The 18,453-nt window shown below is 35.4% G+C and carries 10 protein-coding genes and 4 pseudogenes; 11 read left to right on the top strand and 3 right to left on the bottom strand.

Going from position 1 to position 18,453, the window contains the following annotated elements; all coding sequences use genetic code 11:
- Positions 1-4 precede the first annotated feature (4 nt).
- From ACQH1X_RS00125 to ACQH1X_RS00115, 3 genes and pseudogenes are all read left to right on the top strand, one after another.
- Positions 5-826 (top strand): annotated as a pseudogene (locus tag ACQH1X_RS00125) (reverse transcriptase domain-containing protein); the annotation flags it as partial.
- 270 nt (positions 827-1,096) lie between these two features.
- Positions 1,097-2,734 (top strand): M24 family metallopeptidase, encoded by a 1,638-nt coding sequence (locus ACQH1X_RS00120; RefSeq protein WP_425386694.1) that lies wholly within the window; start codon positions 1,097-1,099, stop codon positions 2,732-2,734.
- A gap of 119 nt (positions 2,735-2,853) precedes the next feature.
- Positions 2,854-3,219 carry a hypothetical protein gene (locus tag ACQH1X_RS00115; protein ID WP_265034810.1) on the top strand — a complete coding sequence of 122 codons (366 nt, stop codon included), beginning with the start codon at positions 2,854-2,856 and terminating at the stop codon, positions 3,217-3,219.
- Between the two features lie 201 nt (positions 3,220-3,420).
- On the opposite strand, the gene ACQH1X_RS00110 is transcribed toward ACQH1X_RS00115, so the two are convergent.
- From ACQH1X_RS00110 to ACQH1X_RS00100, 3 genes and pseudogenes are all read right to left on the bottom strand, one after another.
- Positions 3,421-4,377, bottom strand: a complete 957-nt coding sequence (locus tag ACQH1X_RS00110; protein ID WP_425385760.1) for an IS5 family transposase — start codon at positions 4,375-4,377, stop codon at positions 3,421-3,423.
- Between the two features lie 271 nt (positions 4,378-4,648).
- The gene (locus ACQH1X_RS00105; protein WP_425386213.1) at positions 4,649-5,413 is read right to left on the bottom strand and encodes an SDR family oxidoreductase; all 765 of its coding nucleotides are present in this window, start codon (positions 5,411-5,413) and stop codon (positions 4,649-4,651) included.
- Positions 5,400-6,193: pseudogene (locus tag ACQH1X_RS00100) on the bottom strand (YihY/virulence factor BrkB family protein). Before ACQH1X_RS00100 ends, ACQH1X_RS00105 begins: the two are co-directional and overlap by 14 nt.
- A 135-nt stretch (positions 6,194-6,328) precedes the next feature.
- Here ACQH1X_RS00100 and ACQH1X_RS00095 point away from each other — a divergent pair.
- From ACQH1X_RS00095 to ACQH1X_RS00060, 8 genes and pseudogenes are all read left to right on the top strand, one after another.
- Positions 6,329-6,670 (top strand): TrbC/VirB2 family protein, encoded by a 342-nt coding sequence (locus ACQH1X_RS00095; RefSeq protein WP_419247094.1) that lies wholly within the window; start codon positions 6,329-6,331, stop codon positions 6,668-6,670.
- Positions 6,671-7,194: 524 nt separating this feature from the next.
- Positions 7,195-7,542, top strand: coding sequence for an IS630 transposase-related protein (locus ACQH1X_RS00090; RefSeq protein ID WP_425385784.1), 348 nt, complete (start codon positions 7,195-7,197; stop codon positions 7,540-7,542).
- Between the two features lie 10 nt (positions 7,543-7,552).
- Positions 7,553-8,053, top strand: coding sequence for an IS630 family transposase (locus ACQH1X_RS00085; RefSeq protein WP_306794344.1), 501 nt, complete (start codon positions 7,553-7,555; stop codon positions 8,051-8,053).
- Between the two features lie 170 nt (positions 8,054-8,223).
- Positions 8,224-9,657 (top strand): annotated as a pseudogene (locus ACQH1X_RS00080) (IS4 family transposase).
- 1 nt (position 9,658) lies between these two features.
- Positions 9,659-10,424, top strand: a pseudogene (locus ACQH1X_RS00075) (IS3 family transposase); the annotation flags it as partial.
- Positions 10,425-10,788: 364 nt separating this feature from the next.
- On the top strand, positions 10,789-12,108 hold the full coding sequence (gene miaB, locus ACQH1X_RS00070) for a tRNA (N6-isopentenyl adenosine(37)-C2)-methylthiotransferase MiaB (protein ID WP_425386212.1): 1,320 nt from the start codon (positions 10,789-10,791) through the stop codon (positions 12,106-12,108).
- 334 nt (positions 12,109-12,442) lie between these two features.
- A complete protein-coding gene (ileS, locus tag ACQH1X_RS00065; protein WP_425386693.1) occupies positions 12,443-15,667 on the top strand; it encodes an isoleucine--tRNA ligase in 3,225 nt (1,074 codons plus the stop codon).
- Positions 15,668-15,720: 53 nt separating this feature from the next.
- Complete coding sequence (locus tag ACQH1X_RS00060) at positions 15,721-18,453, top strand: hypothetical protein (protein ID WP_425386211.1); 2,733 nt, start codon at positions 15,721-15,723, stop codon at positions 18,451-18,453.

Raw genomic sequence — 18,453 nt, 5'->3', positions numbered from 1 at the left:
TAACATGCAAAATAAACTAAACCAGATAGCAGTAAGAGCAAAGCAAGATAAGCGACTAAAATTCACATCGTTAGTCCATCTGATAAATACAGAGAATCTTGCGAGATGTTATAAAGAACTGAAGCGTAACAAGGCTTGTGGAGTAGACCAGATAACAGTGGAATCATACGGAGAAAATCTGAATGAGAAACTCGAAGTGCTAGTAGAAAGTATGAAGAGGAAGCAATATCAACCACAACCAGTAAAGAGGGTATATATACCGAAAGCTGGAAGTAAAGAGAAACGCGGACTCGGAATACCATCGACCGAGGATAAATTAGTACAGATTATGCTGAAGAAGATATTAGAAAATATTTACGAGGCAAACTTTCTGGACAGCTCATATGGATTTCGACCTGGAAGAAACTGTCATCAAGCGGTAAATGCACTAGATAAAGCAGTTATGTACAAGCCAATAAACTACATTGTAGAAGTGGATATCAAGAAGTTCTACGATAATATACAGCATAAATGGCTAATGAGATGTCTAAGGGAACGAATAACTGACCCAAATTTGCTGTGGTTAGTAAAGCGGTTTCTCAAGGCAGGGATAGTCGAAGCTGGAAATTATGAAGCAACAAAACAAGGTACACCCCAAGGTGGTATAGTAAGTCCTGTATTAGCAAATATATACTTACATTATGTGTTGGATTTATGGATAGAAAAGAAATTTAAACCAAGATCCAGAGGATATATACAACTAATAAGGTTTTGCGACGATTTTGTGGTTTGTTGCGAAAGTAAGGTAGACGCGGAAGAATTTCTGGAATTACTGAAACAAAGGCTAAATAAATTTGGGTTGGAAGTATCTGAAAACAAGACCAGAGTAGTAAAGTTTGGCAAGAGGGAGTGGCAACAAGCGATAAGAGAGAAACGAAGGACGGAAAGTTTCAATATATGCATAAGAGGGACGACTGTGAAAACTAATATTGATGAGCCGTGTGCGGGAAATCTGCAAGCACGGTTCTTTAGGGGGAGTTGTAGTAATAAAACTCAAACGAGAGGAGTAAAGCTACAGCTTCTACCGAACTCAAAAATCGAAGAATTTCGTTCTTTTATGCACGAAATAAACGTTGACGCATTTATATTGCATACTAAAGATGAATATTTAAATGAGTATTCAGAGGAACTAACTAAGTTATGTGGCTTCACAGGAACAAATGGGCTGCTTATTGTCACAAAAAACAACAAGTGTCCATTTTTTACAGATGGACGCTATATCACACAAGCTCACAATCAGCTCGATCGGGGCAATTTTCAAGTATATAATATACAAGAAGAGGATCCATGCGAATGGATAAAAGCAAGTTTAACATCGACTGCCTCACTAGGTTATTATTTGCAATATTTTACCATAGAAGATATAAGAAAGTATGAGAATATCTGTAAATTAATACCCTGTTTAGCTGGAAAAAAAAGTGACTATCGAAAACAAGCAGTGGTTTTACATTCTATTAAATATGCTGGTGAAAGTAGCAAGAATAAATGTGAAAAAGTCGCTAAAAGCATAGATAAAGAAGCTGAAGCAGTGCTTTTAACTAATCCAAATTCAATTTCATGGTTATTAAATTTAAGAAACGAAAATGCTAAATATACTCCATGTATATTGGGCCGTGCTATATTGTATAAAAGCGGTAATGTTGATTTGTTTATTCAAGATAAAGAACATTCAACTATAGAAGCAAATTTAGATAACCATGTAAATATTTTTGATATTAGTGAGCTAGAAAGTTCGCTGTGTAAGCTAAATTCAATAGTCATAGATCCAAGCACAACTCCAATGAGTATCATGGCTATAATAAAAAATAAGCAGGTAATTGAAAGAGAGGATCCTTGTCTAATTTATAAAGCAGTAAAAAACCAAACTGAAATAGCTGGGGCTATAAATGCGCACATCAGAGATGGAGTGGCAGTTACAAATTTTCTATATTGGCTTGAAAATAATGTTGGTACAGAACTTGTAGCTGAAGAAAAGATTTTAGAATACAGAAAAGAGCAGAATTTGTTTAAACAATTGAGCTTTCCAACAATTTCCGCATTTAATGAAAATGGTGCAATAATTCATTACCGTGCAAGCAGTAAAACAAATAAAGTAATTCAGAAAGATGGACTATATTTGATTGACTCTGGTGGCCAATACCTTAATGGCACAACCGATGTGACAAGAACTATAGTAGTTGGTAATCCGACCAATGAGCAAATAACCCACTATACAATAGTGTTGAAAGCTCACATTGCTGTAGCAAGTGTCATCTTTCCTTCTGGCGCTACTGGTGGAGAATTGGATATATTGGCACGTACGCATTTATGGAAATTTGGAATGGACTATATGCATGGTACAGGGCATGGAGTAGGAAGCTATTTATCAGTGCACGAAGGACCACAAGCAATATCAAAAAGTAATAAAGTAAAATTAGTACCAGGCATGATACTATCCAACGAACCTGGCTATTACATTCCGGGAGAGTATGGAATAAGAATTGAAAATCTGATGTATGTTGATAAACATGAAAAAGGTTTCTTAAACTTTAAACAACTGACCTCTATTCCATATGATAGAAGGCTAATAGATGTGCAAATGCTTACTAAAGATGAAATTGAATGGATAAATGGCTACCATCAATTTGTCTATGAAAACTTAGAAAATAGCGTTAAAGATAAGGAGTGGTTAAAGAAAGTATGTGACCCTTTATAAGCAAAGGAGCATTTTTTATTGTTTAAAAAGTATTAATGCAATTGTGATAGGTATTTTGTATTGTTTTTAATTTAAAAACGATATATAATAGAGAATACGTATTTTAAGGTAGGCATATTATGATAGACAAAGGACAAGAAGATGAATTTATGAAGCAGTATATGGATACTTGCAAAGAGCAAATAGAAAAATTAGCCAAGGATCCTGAATTGCTTAATCAGACTTTAAAACCATTTATGCAAATGTCTCAGCAGCTTATGGCTGGCGGTATGTTAGAAGGGGCTATGCCTGGCATGATACCTGATTTGGGCAGTATGGATGTTAACAAGATGATTGCTCAGATGAAGGAAATGATTGACTACATAAGAGGTAACTATAAGGAACTAATGAAAGAGCGCAGCTCGCAGATTCAAGAGCTCGATGAATCCAGTAAAAAGCTAAGAGGCTTAGTTAAAAAATTGATAGAAAAGATCGAAAGTAAATAAATAATATCTAACGCGAGTCTCTTCTGTCATTCTATGTGCAACTTTCTAGTTGGACGGTAAGTCGAGATCAATTATTGATGTCATGAAAGTAGCTGACACTGGTTCCTTTATGACGGCAGTGCTCAGAGGTGTCATTCCAGTGCTTGACACTGGAATGGCTTTGTTGCATAGCACCTTAAGCAGTGATGGTTTACGACAAATTTATGTAATGATTTCAAATTTAGCCATACCAATATCAGTGAATTTGTTGAGCAAATAGCACTTAATTAGTAATTCTTTTTCACGATTTACTTCAGATTTATTCCTAAAGCTAAATCCAAATACTTGCTTCAACCTTGAGAAAAATCCTTCTATGTAAGATCTCTTTCCATAAATCGCTTCCTTTTTCCACTCTTTTACACCATCTTGTCCATATAATTTTATTAACCTAATAGCAGCATTTCTGTCAGACATATAATCTATTTTTGAATGTTCTGCTGCATCCTTTTTTGGTAGAACTTTTGTCTTTATATCGTATTTCTTACACAATTTATAAAGTTTGTGCCTATCGTATGCCCTATCTGCATATAATGCTTTTATTTTGTGCTGAAAATTAACTTCTTCAAGCAAATCGCAAGCTCCATAGTGGTCAGAGTAGACGCCATTACTGTATCTTGCAGCTATAGCTTTTTTACTATTCACACTTAACATAACATGTAACTTTCTTACTTGCTCGTAGCTTCGGTACTTTCTATCTGCACTGTTTTCCTTACTGTGGCCAGGAGTGTTACTGTAAATGCTGATACTTGTGCTATCTATGATAATTTCAATATTTTCCATGTTGCTTTTATCAACCCTGCAATCATTTATCTTAATATTAAGTTTTTTAAACCTTCTTGATGCTTGTGAATAGCTGATAACTGCCAAATTTTTTCCTATTTGTTGCAGATATCCTTTTATAAACCCCACCGTTTGTCTTAAACCAATTCTAAAAAGATTGACAATTATATGCACCAAAATTACGACTTTATCACTGTAAATATAGTTGCCGCCCTGCATTTTTGGACTATTTTCATACCAATTTTCGATAGCTTCATCGATGTAATGAAAAATATTTCCCCTTTTTTCAAGGAATTTGTTATATTCGTTTTGGTTACTGACTTTCATTTTCTGTGGCATATTTTTTCTTCAACAGTTAAATGGTTATTTATAATGAATTTTGTCAGTAGCTACCAGATTTTTTCGGTTGCTATGCAACAAAGCCCACTGGGATCCAGAAAACTTAACTTTAAATAAGTGGCTGCATAATAAAGACTAGATTCCAGTGTCAAGCACTGGAATGACACCATAAAGGCACTGGGATGACATCCTACCTTGTGGAAATTGCTCTCAAATCACAATGTTCATACAGTTGTGGGCTTAACGGTATCTTTGCAGATACTATGGTAATTTATTCAAAAGATTTACTGAGTGGTAAGATTTTTCCTGATACGCTGCAGTCTTCAGAAGCTAATTCCACAAATTTATCTGTTAGTTTATCAGGTGACACCAATTCAGATGTATCTTTTCCAAGAAATGCCTGCTCACTACCCACAGGTTCTTCCGTGTATACAGCATTTACACATAATTTTGTATGTTTTGTCTCAGATGCATATATCTGCACCATTATTTCTAGTGCAACTTTACTCGCAGCATACGGCATCCAATATGGATAAGAAGAAGGAGAAAGTGTCACCTCTGAGGTCATGAATATCGCTCTTCCAGCATTAGACTTTTTTAGCATTGGATCTAAGTTTTTTAGTAAGTACCAATTGGCAGTAAAATTTGTATTCATTACGTTCTGTAGCTCTTCAATCTCACAGTCGTGAATAGGGTTCAGTTTGCCTGAAATTCCAGTACACGCAACTAATATATCAAGCGCTCCAGATTCTGATAATTTCAGGCTTTCTATCATGTTTGTCAGTATCTTTACATTCTCAAAGTCTAAAAGATCAAGCTGAATTAGTTTCACAGAGCCTTCTTTAAATTCTTCAAGCTCTTCAATTTCATTATATAGTGGCTTGAGATTATCAAGAGATCTTGAAATAAGAATCACACATGCACCTTCTCTTACAAACCTTTTTGCAACAGCAGAACCTATTCCACCTGAAGCTCCGGTGATTAAAGCTACTTTACCTTCTAACTTACCCATTTCTTTTTCCTTAGCGAGATTCATTGAAATATTTTAGCTGAAAATTAAATTTTGCTCCATATAAAAAAATAGTAATGACACTACCATACCACCTAAACTTCCATATATCAAATTCAGTTGATCAAAGGAAGCTTTTAAGTATTGCTTGAAAGCTGAAGCGGAAATTGTCCAAAGAATAACAGCCACACAAGATCCGGGAAATACGTCTGATAAGTTTTGTTTTATGTTTGGCAACATAAAATATAGCCAAGAGACTACTGTGAAAAGTACAAATTCAATGAGCAGGTATTTAGTATAACTTAGCCCCTGATAGGAAAAATCAATTAGCATTGGCACTAATGTAGAGAACGCTATAGTTAGAGTTATAATAAGCGTGATCACTAAAATTTGTAATATACTGAGTACCCTTCTCCATATATAAGGCGGCGAAACCGGAATTTTATAAGCTTTGTTCAATACTGTTCTTAGCCCTTCAATTGTTGACGAGGCGGTCCAAACAGCACCTACAATTGCCAAAGTTAGTAAGCTTTGTGGCGGGCCTGATATTATCTCCCTAATGCGCGGCATCAAAGATGCTAAGATATCCTGTGGCATGTTATCAACAATAAATGCCCAGCCAATGTTGTACTGGTCTAAGAAATTTGCAAATGTTGACGCCACAGCCATTAAAACGATAAGAAAAGGGAATATTGATAACAGAATTAAAAATGATAAATACCCTGCGTGCTCCACCCCATCGTTATGAATTGTGTCAATCAAAGCACGATAAAGGCAATAAACGATGCTGTAAAATTTCTGTAGCACTGTAATATAAACGAACCAAGAAAAGTATTCTAAATGAAATAAAGGATACTTTTAAGCAAAAAATCCTCACCGTTTACTTAAATTTAATCAAAGTGATAGATAATCAAATATGAAACAGAAATTATCGGAGGCGTAATGAAAAATTTTCTTCTACTTGTAGCTTTAATTCTCTCCTTTGCGTTTGATGCAAATGCTGCGAATCCGCCGGCTACGGGCAATAAATTTGTTGATACAAGTGATACAACATCATCAGTGATATGCAAGATAATAGGCTATACTCATGGCATAGGTGGACCAATGATCACAATAGTGATAATTGGTGCAGCGTTGCTTGCAATATTCGGCAGGATGCCGTGGCCAGCGCTTTTTGCACTCGGTGCATTTACTGCTGTGTTTTTTGGCGCTCCTGTAGTCGTTTCAAAAATAACACCAGGAGGTGTGATTTGTAAAGACGGTGCAGTAGCGAATAATCCATAGAAATTATAGGAGGCGTAAACGTAGTTTTCTTTACTTGAAAGTGGTAAGTTTCACCACTTTCAGTGTCTATAACTACCTAATAAATTCTCTTTCTGTAATCATATCAGTTAAAGTCTGGATTCCAGCGTCACGCGCTGGAATGACAAGGTTATCGTCATGTCACCGCAAACCGTCATACCGTCACGGTATCTCAGCCGTTAACAAGTAGCGGTATGACGATTCTTCAAATCGTCAAGGTGTCATCCGAGTAGCCCCTTTTTTGTCATCCCAGTGCCCAGACACTGGGATCCAGCTTCTTTTTTTCTAGATTCCAGACTGGAATGACACCCTAGTCATTGTCTATTTTCAGTATTGGCGTTTTTTAAGTCTTAAACACTGCAATTTAGCTGCTTTTAAATGCAACTCACCTTAGTTTAAATGTTTAAGAAATTTACTAAGCAGAAAAAAAGGCAAAAGAAATCCCGTGTTAGCTATAGTATTTCCCAAAGTAAATGATAAAGGTATAATAAGGTATTTGGGTTATAATGGCGTATAGTGTGGATTTAAGAGAAAAGGCAATATCGATGATAGGAAAAGGGAAGAAGAAGGTTGAGGTGGCAGAGCTTCTGGAGATAGGAATAGCAACTTTGTACCGCTGGTTAAAAAAGAAAGCTGCTGGTGAAAGCCTCAAGCCATCTAAAAACGGCAGCTTTATTCGAAAAATAGACCCAAAAATACTCGAAGAATATGTTACAAAGAATCCAGATCATACTCTGGCAGAGATGAAACAAAATCTTGGATTTGGAATAAATTCAATTTGGTATAGACTAAAACAGCTAAAAATTACTTTAAAAAAAAGTCACACTATATCAAGAGCGCAATCAAGAAGATAGGCAGCAGTTTATTGATAAAATCTCAAAAATAGACCATTCCAGCATCTTATATATAGATGAAGCAGGAGTTGATAATAAATTATACCGAGAATATGGACGTGCTCCAAGAGGAAAGAAAATTTATGCAGATATTCCAGGGAGAACTCGAGAGAGAATCAGTATAGTAGCCGGGTGGATTGGAATGAGATTTATTGCACCAATGACTTTCAAAGGTGGGTGTGACAAAGAGGTATTCAATATATGGTTGGAGAAGATGTTATTACCTAAATTGCCACTTGGCACAACCATAGTTATGGATAATGCTACATTTCATAAGACCACTAAAACAAAATCATTAATAGAGTCTTTTGGCTGTCATGTGCTGTATCTTCCAACATATTCACCAGATTTGAATCCCATAGAACACTGTTGGCATACCATCAAAAGCCGCCTCAGACCTCTAATGTATAAATGTACAGACTTACAACTTTTGGTTGGTAATACCATAATGGAAATTTATCATTCATTTTAGAAAATACTATAGTAGCGGGATAACAGCAGTCCTACGTCATACCGCCGCGGTATCTCTAGATCCCGCTAACAACTTACTATTACCCATAAATCTAAAAATGGAGAAAAAGCTGCTATTTTACTAATTCAACTTTCTATTATAAATAGATCTATGGTCTAAAAATGGAATATATGATGAAAAGAAATATAAATACCTCAACTGGCGAATGGGCAGAAAGTGAATTTGGAATTGTTAATTTTGGTGATATAAGATTAAGTAAGAGGCTTTTAAAAATAGTTAATAGTTTTGCTGAATCGCCTGAGCGTTCAATAAATCAAGCTTGTGAAGATTGGCATCAAAGTAAAGCAGCTTATAGATTTTTCCAAAACGATGCCATTTCTGAAAGAAAGATATTAGACAGTCATATAATTAAAACTGTTGAAAGAGCTAAAAACTATCTTAGCTATCCAAGACACGAGTTATATTTCATATAAAAATCATAAAAAGACCGAAGGATTAGGGATTATAGCAGCAAGATTAACATCTAAAACAACTAACTTTAAAACCCATGATGCATACAACGTTTGCAGTTACAACAGAAGGGCTACCTATAGGATTATTAGATCAAAAAATTAGTACTAGACCTCCTTTGGCTGAAGACCTAAAAGAGTTGAAAAGAAGAAGCCATAATACTGCTATTCCGATAGAAGAGAAAGAAAGCATACGGTGGATAGCATCACTTAAAGATTCTACTCACCATCCTGGATTAAAGAACGTTAAGGTAGTTACCGTTTGCGATAGAGAAGCAGATATTTATGATTTATTTGAAGTCGCTTCCACTAATCAATCTCTTTTTGTAGTAAGAGGAAATCAAAACAGAACAGTAAATAAGAAGTCGACTTATTCTGAAAAAGGTGGTGAAAGGTTGTGGGATTTAATGAATCGCATGTCTTGTCAAGGAGAAATTCAAGTCTGCTCGCAATGATAAACCTCAAAGAACAACAGTTTTAGAAGTAAAGTTTAGTAACTTTGTGATGAATGCATCAAAAAATAATGCTAGACGTAAAACCCAAAAACTTCCTAATTTAAGTTTAAATGCTGTCTATGCTATAGAAAAACACCCCCCATTTGGCGAAGAACCTATGAACTGGATTTTGTTGACAAATATAAATATTAATAATTTTGAAGAAGCAGTAGAAAAAATACAATGGTATTGCTTAAGATGGAGAATAGAGGTTTTTCATAAAATTTTAAAATCCGGTCTTAAAGTTGAAGAATGTAGGCTCCAAACAGCAGATAGATTAATCCGCTTTCTTACAATTATGAGTATAATTGCATGGAGAATATTTTTTATCACACTAGTAGCTAGAACAAATCCAAATCTTTCTTGCACTGTCATACTGACTGATGACGAATGGAAGGTTTTGTATACCAAAATGCTTAAGACAAAAGACTATCCTGAAATCCCACCACCTATAAGAGAAATCGTGAGGTGGATAGCCAAATTAGGAGGGTTTTTAGCTCGCAAAAATGACTTAGCTATAGCTTTGTGGAAGGGATGGAAACGTCTCTTTGATTTAGCAGAAGGATGGAGACTCGCTCATGAATTTTATACTTGTGGGTAATAGTAAGTACTATAAGTGGACTACAAGGAAAATAAGCAGTAGAGAATCAGCAAATAAGGAGTTATTAGCAGATATTCAAAAAATATATCAAGCTTCTAAATGTAGATATGGAGCTCCTAAAATTCATGCTGAATTAAAGGCTTCGGGTAAAAGTTGCAACTTGAAAACAGTGCAAAGTATTATGCAGAAAAATGGTATTCAGGCTATATTGAGAAGAAAATTTAAAATTAAGAAACAACAAACGGACAGTAGAGTCGTAATATTAGACCAAAACTTTATTGTCGATCAACCAAATAAAGTATGGGATTACTTATATAAAAACCAAAGAAGGATGGCTATATTTGGCAACAATAATCGATCTATATTCACGCATGGTAGTTGGCTGGTCAATGAGCAGTTCAATAAATAAACAATTGGTTATGGACTCTTTATTAATGGCCGTTAACAAGCGTAAACCTGCCAAAAATCTACTATTACATAGTGATCAAGGTTCACAATATACTTCGCAAGGTTATCAATATCTCTTATCCATAAAAAACATAGTACCTAGCATGAGTCATAAAGGTTGTTGTTACGACAATTCTGTTGTGGAAAGCTTCTTTAGTTCTCTAAAAAGGGAGTTACCAATAGACACCTCTCGGCACTCTAAACAGCATATCAAAACTGCTATATTTGAATATATAGAAATTTTTTATAACAAACAACGTAGACACTCCACTATTAACTATTGCATTCCTGAGCATTTTGATTCATCATTCTCTTTGTAAAAAACATTCCAAACTTTCTCTCCACTTTTTCTGGGTAAGGTCAATATTTCATGAGACTACTCCTACTGTAAAAGTTTAAATTATTTTTGAAGAATTTATTCTACTGAATTCGTTACTTCGTGCTAAAATAATGGAGTATGTCTCTCCATCATTCAACAGCAATTACAGTATGTTTTCCAATGATTTTTACAGGGATACTGGTGAAGTCGAGTTGCAATAGCTGTGTGCTTGACATTGGGATCCAATTTTATAAAAATCTATTGTGCTAGCAAGTTTACTAGCGTCACGCGCTGGGGTGTGCGTGTTTATTCTGTTAGATATTTAATGTGATTGTATGTAGGGTTTTGAAAAAGATATACCAAATATGAAAGGCCTATACATCAAAACTTACGGCTGTCAGATGAACGTTTATGACTCCGTTTTAATGGAGAATATAGTTAAGCCTCTAGGGTTCAACGTTGTTAGTGATGCAGAACAAGCTGATTTGGTGATATTGAATACTTGCCATATTAGAGAGAAGGCAGCAGAAAAGCTTTACTCAGAGCTTGGAAGGATTCATTCATCAAGAAAAGAAATGACTATAGTGGTGGCTGGATGTGTAGCGCAAGCAGAGGGAGAAGAAGTGTTCAGAAGAGCCCCATTTGTGGATATTGTTGTTGGTCCGCAAAGCATTGCCGCTTTACCAGAACTGATAGTCAAAGCAAGCAGAAGTAAAGGTCATGTAATAAATACTGATTTTCCGGAAGTTGCAAAGTTTGATAAATTGCCAGATGAATGTTACGGCAATAGCCAAGGATCTTCTGCGTTTCTTTCCATACAAGAAGGTTGTGATAAGTTTTGTACATTTTGTGTAGTGCCCTACACTCGTGGAGCTGAGTACTCACGACCAGTAAATGAAATATTTCGCGAAGTATTGAAATTAGTTGCAAATGGGGCAAATGAGATCAATTTGCTTGGTCAAAACGTCAATGCTTACCATGGGGAATGCGAAGGGGAAGTGTGGGATTTAGGAAAATTAATTAGTCATATTGCTAAAATTGAAAAGCTAGAGAGGATTCGTTATACAACTTCTCATCCAAGAGATATGCATGAATCTCTCTACTTGGCACATGCGGAAGAGCCAAAACTCATGCCGTTTGTTCACCTGCCTGTGCAGTCAGGTTCGAATAAAATATTGCGCGTGATGAACAGGAAACACACTGCAGAGGAGTATTTGGAAATAATAGACAGATTTCGCAAATTGAAACCTGAAATCGAATTTTCTTCTGATTTTATCGTTGGTTTTCCTGGAGAAACCGAAAAAGATTTTGAAGGAACTATGAAATTAGTAGAAAAAGTTAGATATGCTCAGGCTTATAGTTTTAAATACAGCCCAAGACCAGGCACACCAGGAGCAGAAAGAAAAGATCAAGTGCCAGAAGAGGTTAAAACAGAACGCCTTCTTCGTTTACAGAAATTAATTAGTAAGCAACAACTTGAGTTTAACCAGAGTATGGTAGGCAAAACTATACCTGTTCTGTTCAGTGATAAAAAAGGCAAACACCAAAACCAAATTATTGGTAAAAGCCCATATATGCAATCAGTATGCATTGATGATCCTGAAGGGAAGTATAGAGATAAAATAGTAAATGTGAAGGTATTGGAAGCTCGGCAGAATAGTTTGTTGGGGTGTGGTGCAGGATAGCTCTGTTGGACATCTGTCAGAGAATTATTTTGATTGAGAGAAAGTACCCCTATAGAACAAGATAGAAGTACTTCACGTAGTTTATTTCAAGTTTATCAACTATAGCTAAAGTAATTTAGGCTTACCGACAACCGTCATCCCGCTACTTGTTAGCGGGATCTAGAGATACCGTGACGATATGACGGTTAAGCTGAGATACCGCGAATGAATCGCGGTATGACGTGGGATTGTGTTAGCTATAGGGTGTGGGGTGCAGGAATAAGTTTGTTTCTTTTTGCATTTGTAATTTTCTAGAAAGCCCTATATTCTTTGGCTTTATCCGGTCAAAATGAACATGAAGTCAAAGCATTATCCTGATACAGTAAGTAGTCCTGATTTTTCGTCGTTAGAAAAAGAAATCATAAAATTTTGTCAGGAAAACAAAGTTTTTGAGCGGTCAGTTGAGAAACGTTCTAAGGATAATTGTTTTGTCTTTTATGATGGCCCTCCATTTGCAAATGGCCTTCCGCATTATGGGCATTTACTCACTGGTTTCATCAAAGACGCATTTGCAAGATATCAAACTATGCTGCAAAAAAGGGTCGAACGTAGATTTGGCTGGGATTGCCATGGATTGCCGGCTGAGATGGGTGCTGAAAAGGAACTTGGAATATCTGGTAGAACTGAGATAGAAAAATTCGGCATTGAAAAATTCAATAACCATTGCCGTACTTCTGTGATGAAATTTTCATCAGAGTGGGAAAAATATGTCAATAGACAAGCAAGATGGGTAGATTTTCACAACGACTATAAGACCATGGATAAATCATTTATGGAGTCGGTCATGTGGGCATTTGAACAGCTTTATGATAAGGGTCTGGTGTATGAATCAGTGCGCGTTGTTCCATATAGCTGGGCGTGCGAAACTCCATTATCCAATTTTGAAACAAGGCTTGATAACGCATATAGAGAAAAGACTAGCAAAGCTGTAACTGTTGCATTTGAGCTTTTAGAAAACCCACAGCAGTTTAAAAATGTATGTAAATTACTTGCTTGGACTACAACTCCTTGGACGTTGCCGAGCAACTTGGCTTTGGCGATAGGGAAAGATATTGAGTATTGTGCAGTATTAGTCAATGGTGAAATCCACATCTTCGCTGAAAGCTACCTAGAGAAATTTATCAGCCACTCTGAACAAAACAATATTCCATATGAAAACTGCAATATAAAACTTAAAGCGAATGATCTTGTAGGTCTTTCTTATAAACCACTATTTGATTACTTTAAAGATACGAAAAATGCATTCCGCGTTTTCATCGCTGATTATGTTACAGGAGAAGATGGTACTGGCGTTGTGCATACTGCTCCTGGATTTGGTGAGGAAGATTTTTACCTTTGCCAAAGCCATGATATTCCAGTTATTTGTCCAATTGATAACAGTGGAAAATTTACTGCTGAAGTTTCAGATTTGGCAGGGGTTCATGTTTTTGATACCAATGATACAGTAATAAAAAAATTAAAAGGGCAGGGGAGTTGGTTCAAAACTGAACAATATATTCACAATTATCCACACTGCTGGAGAACTGACACTCCTTTGATCTATCGCACTATGCCTTCTTGGTATGTTGCCGTTACAAAATTCAAAAGCAGAATGGTAGAGCTAAATAAGAGAGTTAATTGGATACCAAACCACATTAGAGATGGTCAATTTGGAAAATGGCTTAAAGGGGCACACGATTGGTCAATTTCACGCAATCGATTTTGGGGTACTCCAATTCCCGTATGGAAATCAGATGATGCAAGATATCCAAGAGTAGATGTATACGGTTCAATAAAAGAACTAGAGCGAGATTTTAATGTTAAAATAGATGACTTGCACAGACCATTTATCGATACTTTAACAAGACCAAATCCTGATGATCCAACAGGAAAATCGATTATGCGTCGTGTGCCTGACGTATTTGACTGTTGGTTTGAATCTGGCTCGATGCCATTTGCGCAAGTCCACTATCCATTTGAAAATAAGGAACGGTTTGAGAATAACTTTCCTGCGGATTTTATTACCGAGTACATAGCACAAACCAGAGGTTGGTTCTATACACTTTTTGTATTGTCTACTGCTTTGTTTGACAGTGAACCGTTTAAGAATTGCATATGCCATGGTGTTGTTTTGGATGTAAAAGGGCAAAAATTGTCCAAACGTTTGAATAACTATGCAGATCCAATGGAGGTTTTTGATAGATACGGTTCTGATGCACTGCGTTTTCTTATGCTGTCTGGTTCCATTGTTTGTGGTGGTAATTTGCTACTCGATAAAGAAGGAAACTCAATACGAGATGTTCTGAAAAACGTAATAAAACCTATTTGGAACAGTTATCACTTTTTTACTATGTATGCAAATGCAGATGGAATTAAAGCTGAAGTTTGTAAGGATTATCAAAGTACTATTGATCGCTACATGATTTCCAAATGTTTTGAAGCTGTAGAAAGTATCCAAACTTCTATGAACAGCTATAACTCCCAAGAGGCTTGCAAAATTTTGATGAACTTTTTTGAAGTGCTGAATAATTGGTATATTCGTCGCAGTCGCGAGCGTTTTTGGAAAAGTGATTTGGATCAGGATAAAACTGATGCTTATAATGTTCTATATACGGTTTTTTATTACATACTAAGAGCTGCAGCTCCTTTATTGCCACTTATAACAGAGACTATATGGCAAGGGCTTAAGTATAAAGAAACATCTGTTCATTTGGCTGATTTTCCACAATTAGAGAAGTTTGATAATGAGCTCATTGCTAAAATGGATTTGGTAAGAGAAATATGCAACTCTGCGCTCTCTATTAGAAACACTTTTAACATACGTATCAGACAACCACTTAGTAGTATGACGATTTATCATCAGTCTTCCTGTAGTTTTCTTGAAGGTGAGCCGTTTTCTGTCATCCCAGTGCGTGACACTGGGATCCAGTGTGCTGAAAACTCAAATGAGTACCAAGAGATGATAAAAGATGAGGTAAATGTAAAAAAACTGGAGTTAGTAAACAGACTTGAAGATATTGCATCACTAGAGTTAAAACTAAATTTCCCTATGCTTGGAAAAAGAATTCCGGAGAAGATCAAGAAATTAGTACAGTACGTCAAAGAGGGGAAATGGAAGCAAGTTGAAAATGAGCAAGTTCTTTTGGGTAATGAGTCAGAAAACTACATCATAGAAAAAGGCGAATATGAACTATTATTAAAAGCAAACAGTGAATTTTCGTCCGTGTTTGATAACAACAAAGGGATTGTGATTCTGAACACCACTTTAAATGATGAATTAATTCTAGAGGGACTTGCAAGAGATGTCGTGAGGCTCATTCAGGAAACCAGAAAACAAGCTGATTTTCATATGTCCGATAGAATCAGAGTAATAATCAAAACAGAAGATGAGAAAATTAAGGAAGCAATAAACACGTGGATTGAATATATAAAAGAGCAGACCCTTGCCTTATCTTTGGACATTAATACAGAAATTGGAACTAACTTTTATTCTAAGGAATATCAGGATTTAAGTGTTGGTATTAAGTTAGATTGTCAGTAGTTGAAAATCGTCAGTGTTTGTGCTACACTTAAGGTACTTTGGTAAGATAAGATATGATTGGCATTGTTACAAATCTTGGAGCTGAGTTAAATAATAATAGTAAAGGATCTATTGTTACTTCATTTGATGCGTTAGAAGAACAAGAGCCTATTTCTAATATAGGGAAAGGAGATGGTAGCAATGGTTTAGGTAAAGTAGAGTCCGTTGTTACTTCAGAAGAACAAAAACTTGTTTCCAGTTTAGAGGGAAGGGAGAAGGCTGCCGGCTTTAATATTCCACTAAGTATATTTCATTATAAAGATTACGACTCTGATTTCTTTACTTCTTGGTACAATATATCAAGTAGAATATTTAAAGAGGTAAATCGAGCTTGCCCGGAGAAGAAAGTATTAAATTTAGCACTATCGGTTTTAATGTTTCCTTATATAGTTTTCACTGCGTTAGGATTAGCCGTATATAATAAATTAAAAACAAATGATAAGACACAAATCAGTTCAGAGGAGAAAAAAACAAAAAAAAGTGAAGTAAGTGAAAGTACAGCAAAAAGATTGGCATATGGTGTTCTTGCTCCAATCGCGGTTCTTGTTAGTATACCTATACTTCTACTCTTGCTTATTCCTGCAACACCTGCCTTAGCTACTTTTTATCTTTTAAATAGAAAATTATCTCATTCTTTGGTTGCTGTTCTGAAAGTGAGTAGTGGGTCATATCAGAAAAAACACCAAAATATTGAGGTATCTTTTCGTGAAATAGATGCTGGTAAGTCAGACATTATGTGGGATATGGAAGCTAAGTTTCCACCGCAATTTAAACAACTACTTAGAGATTTATACGAAGATCCAGAACACAATGCTGTACTAAAATTATCAGCTAATATCAATTTAAAAAACGGCCTTAGGCCTTTGCGTAATGAGATCAAGAATGTGCTTGCAACTTCTATTCAAGAATTTGCGAAGACTATGGAAGAGCTGATGAAGCTAGAAAAGAAAGATATTACATATGATAAGCTGAAGGAACTGTTGAACGAATTCAGACTGAAAGTGGTGGATAGTGTAGATTCTAAACTGATAAGTCACTTAATACAGGATGCTCACAGAGTTGCCTTTATACAAGCAATCAAAATTGCACAAAAAAGAAAAGAAGATTTTTCATTAGAAGGCGCGCTAAGAGATATATTAGTGAAACAAGAGTTGGAGAGCCAAGGTAAAGAATTACCAAGTGAAAAAGAAATTATAATAAAAGACCTAAAAGAACTGAAAGGGAAAGAGGCACTTGATTTAGCTGATGAAGATGATCGACTAGAACCGCTTGCGAAAATAGGCGATATAACAAGTGGTACAAGTGATGATGCGCTTCCTATGTTTAAAGCAAAATGGAAACAGCTTATAAAAGAAGGGAAAATAGCTGAAAGGACAATAATTGGTATTTATAAGGGTGTATATCCTAAAGAAACAGCAGAAGCTTTACGTAAAGCTGAAGAGACGATAAAAGGGTTAAAAGGAATGGGAGAAAAAAAGATATGTGAAGAATTAAAAGAGATATACGAAAATAGAAAGAATAGTGGCCTGAAAGATGATGCCTTAAAAAGGAAATTGGAAGACCTTTTTAAATTTGAATATGATGATCAAGAAATTGAGAAAAGGCTAATAGAATCGAGAATAAGGACTATTCAAACTCTACTGAATAAGTCAGATAACAAAGTAAAGCAATCTTTAGCAGAAGATCTTAGTGAATTAAATGAAACAAAGACTTCGGATAAAGTGAATGACTTTGTAGAGAAGATGTATTTAGAAATAACAAGATGTAGAATTCAAGGGTTATTTGAAAAGCAGGAGAAGGGTATAAAGAATATAGAAGATAATACGGGCATATTCATACTATTCAATAAAGAAGATGAAAAACGTCTAATAAAAATGATTATTTCTGATCGAAAAGAAATTGGAAAATATTTAACACAACCTGCAAGATTAAAGGAAATAATAGAGAAGCAGAATAAGGATTTGGATGTTGAGAAAAATAGTAATGAAAAGGAATCTTCAAGTATAGAGTTAATAGAGTTATGTTTGAAAAATAACCAAGAAATTCTAGAAGCATTAGAACAATTAGAGTCAGAAAAAAAGGGATTCTTGATAAATGAAGAAACAAAAAATGATTATAAAGAAGAGCTAACATCTCGTGAAAGAATAAAATTTGCAATCATAGAAGATGATTTACTGAAGGTATTCAAGCTTGAAACTTTTGACAGAGAAGCAATCAAGAAGTTATTAGAAAAAGCAGAACTTGAGTATTGTTTAGCAGAAAAATGCATAAAAGGTCCTGTAATTAAAACAAAAGATAATATCAAACATTTTAGTCAAAATTTGTTATCCCCTTTAATAAACCGGCTGGTAAACCTTGTAATAAGTAATGTACCCAAAGATAATCAGAATATTGCTCAGAAGGCCTGGAACTCTTTGCAGGTAGGTTTGGGTTATATTCGGTTGGGGTTATCAGCTACTGTTATAAACAAAAATGGCAACGTAGAAGGAAAAGCGTTGAGTGTGGCACATGATACTCATAAGGAAATAGAGACATTTCTTGAACATTTCGAATCAAGTTATGAGAAAGCTGGGGCTTTTTTAGGTGATTTATTTTCTGATGATGGAGAAACATTTAAGGATGATGTATGGCCTAAAATAGAAAAGCATTTGCATGGAATGTGGAATAGATTTTTTAAGGATGTTGAATTCAAGATTGGAAGTAGATTAGATGAGGTAAGCTTGGACAGCAAAAGCAGAAAACTATGA

The organism is Wolbachia endosymbiont (group A) of Barypeithes pellucidus (assembly GCF_964030885.1).
Classification (GTDB): domain Bacteria; phylum Pseudomonadota; class Alphaproteobacteria; order Rickettsiales; family Anaplasmataceae; genus Wolbachia.
This window is presented reverse-complemented; position numbering and strand designations above follow the sequence as displayed.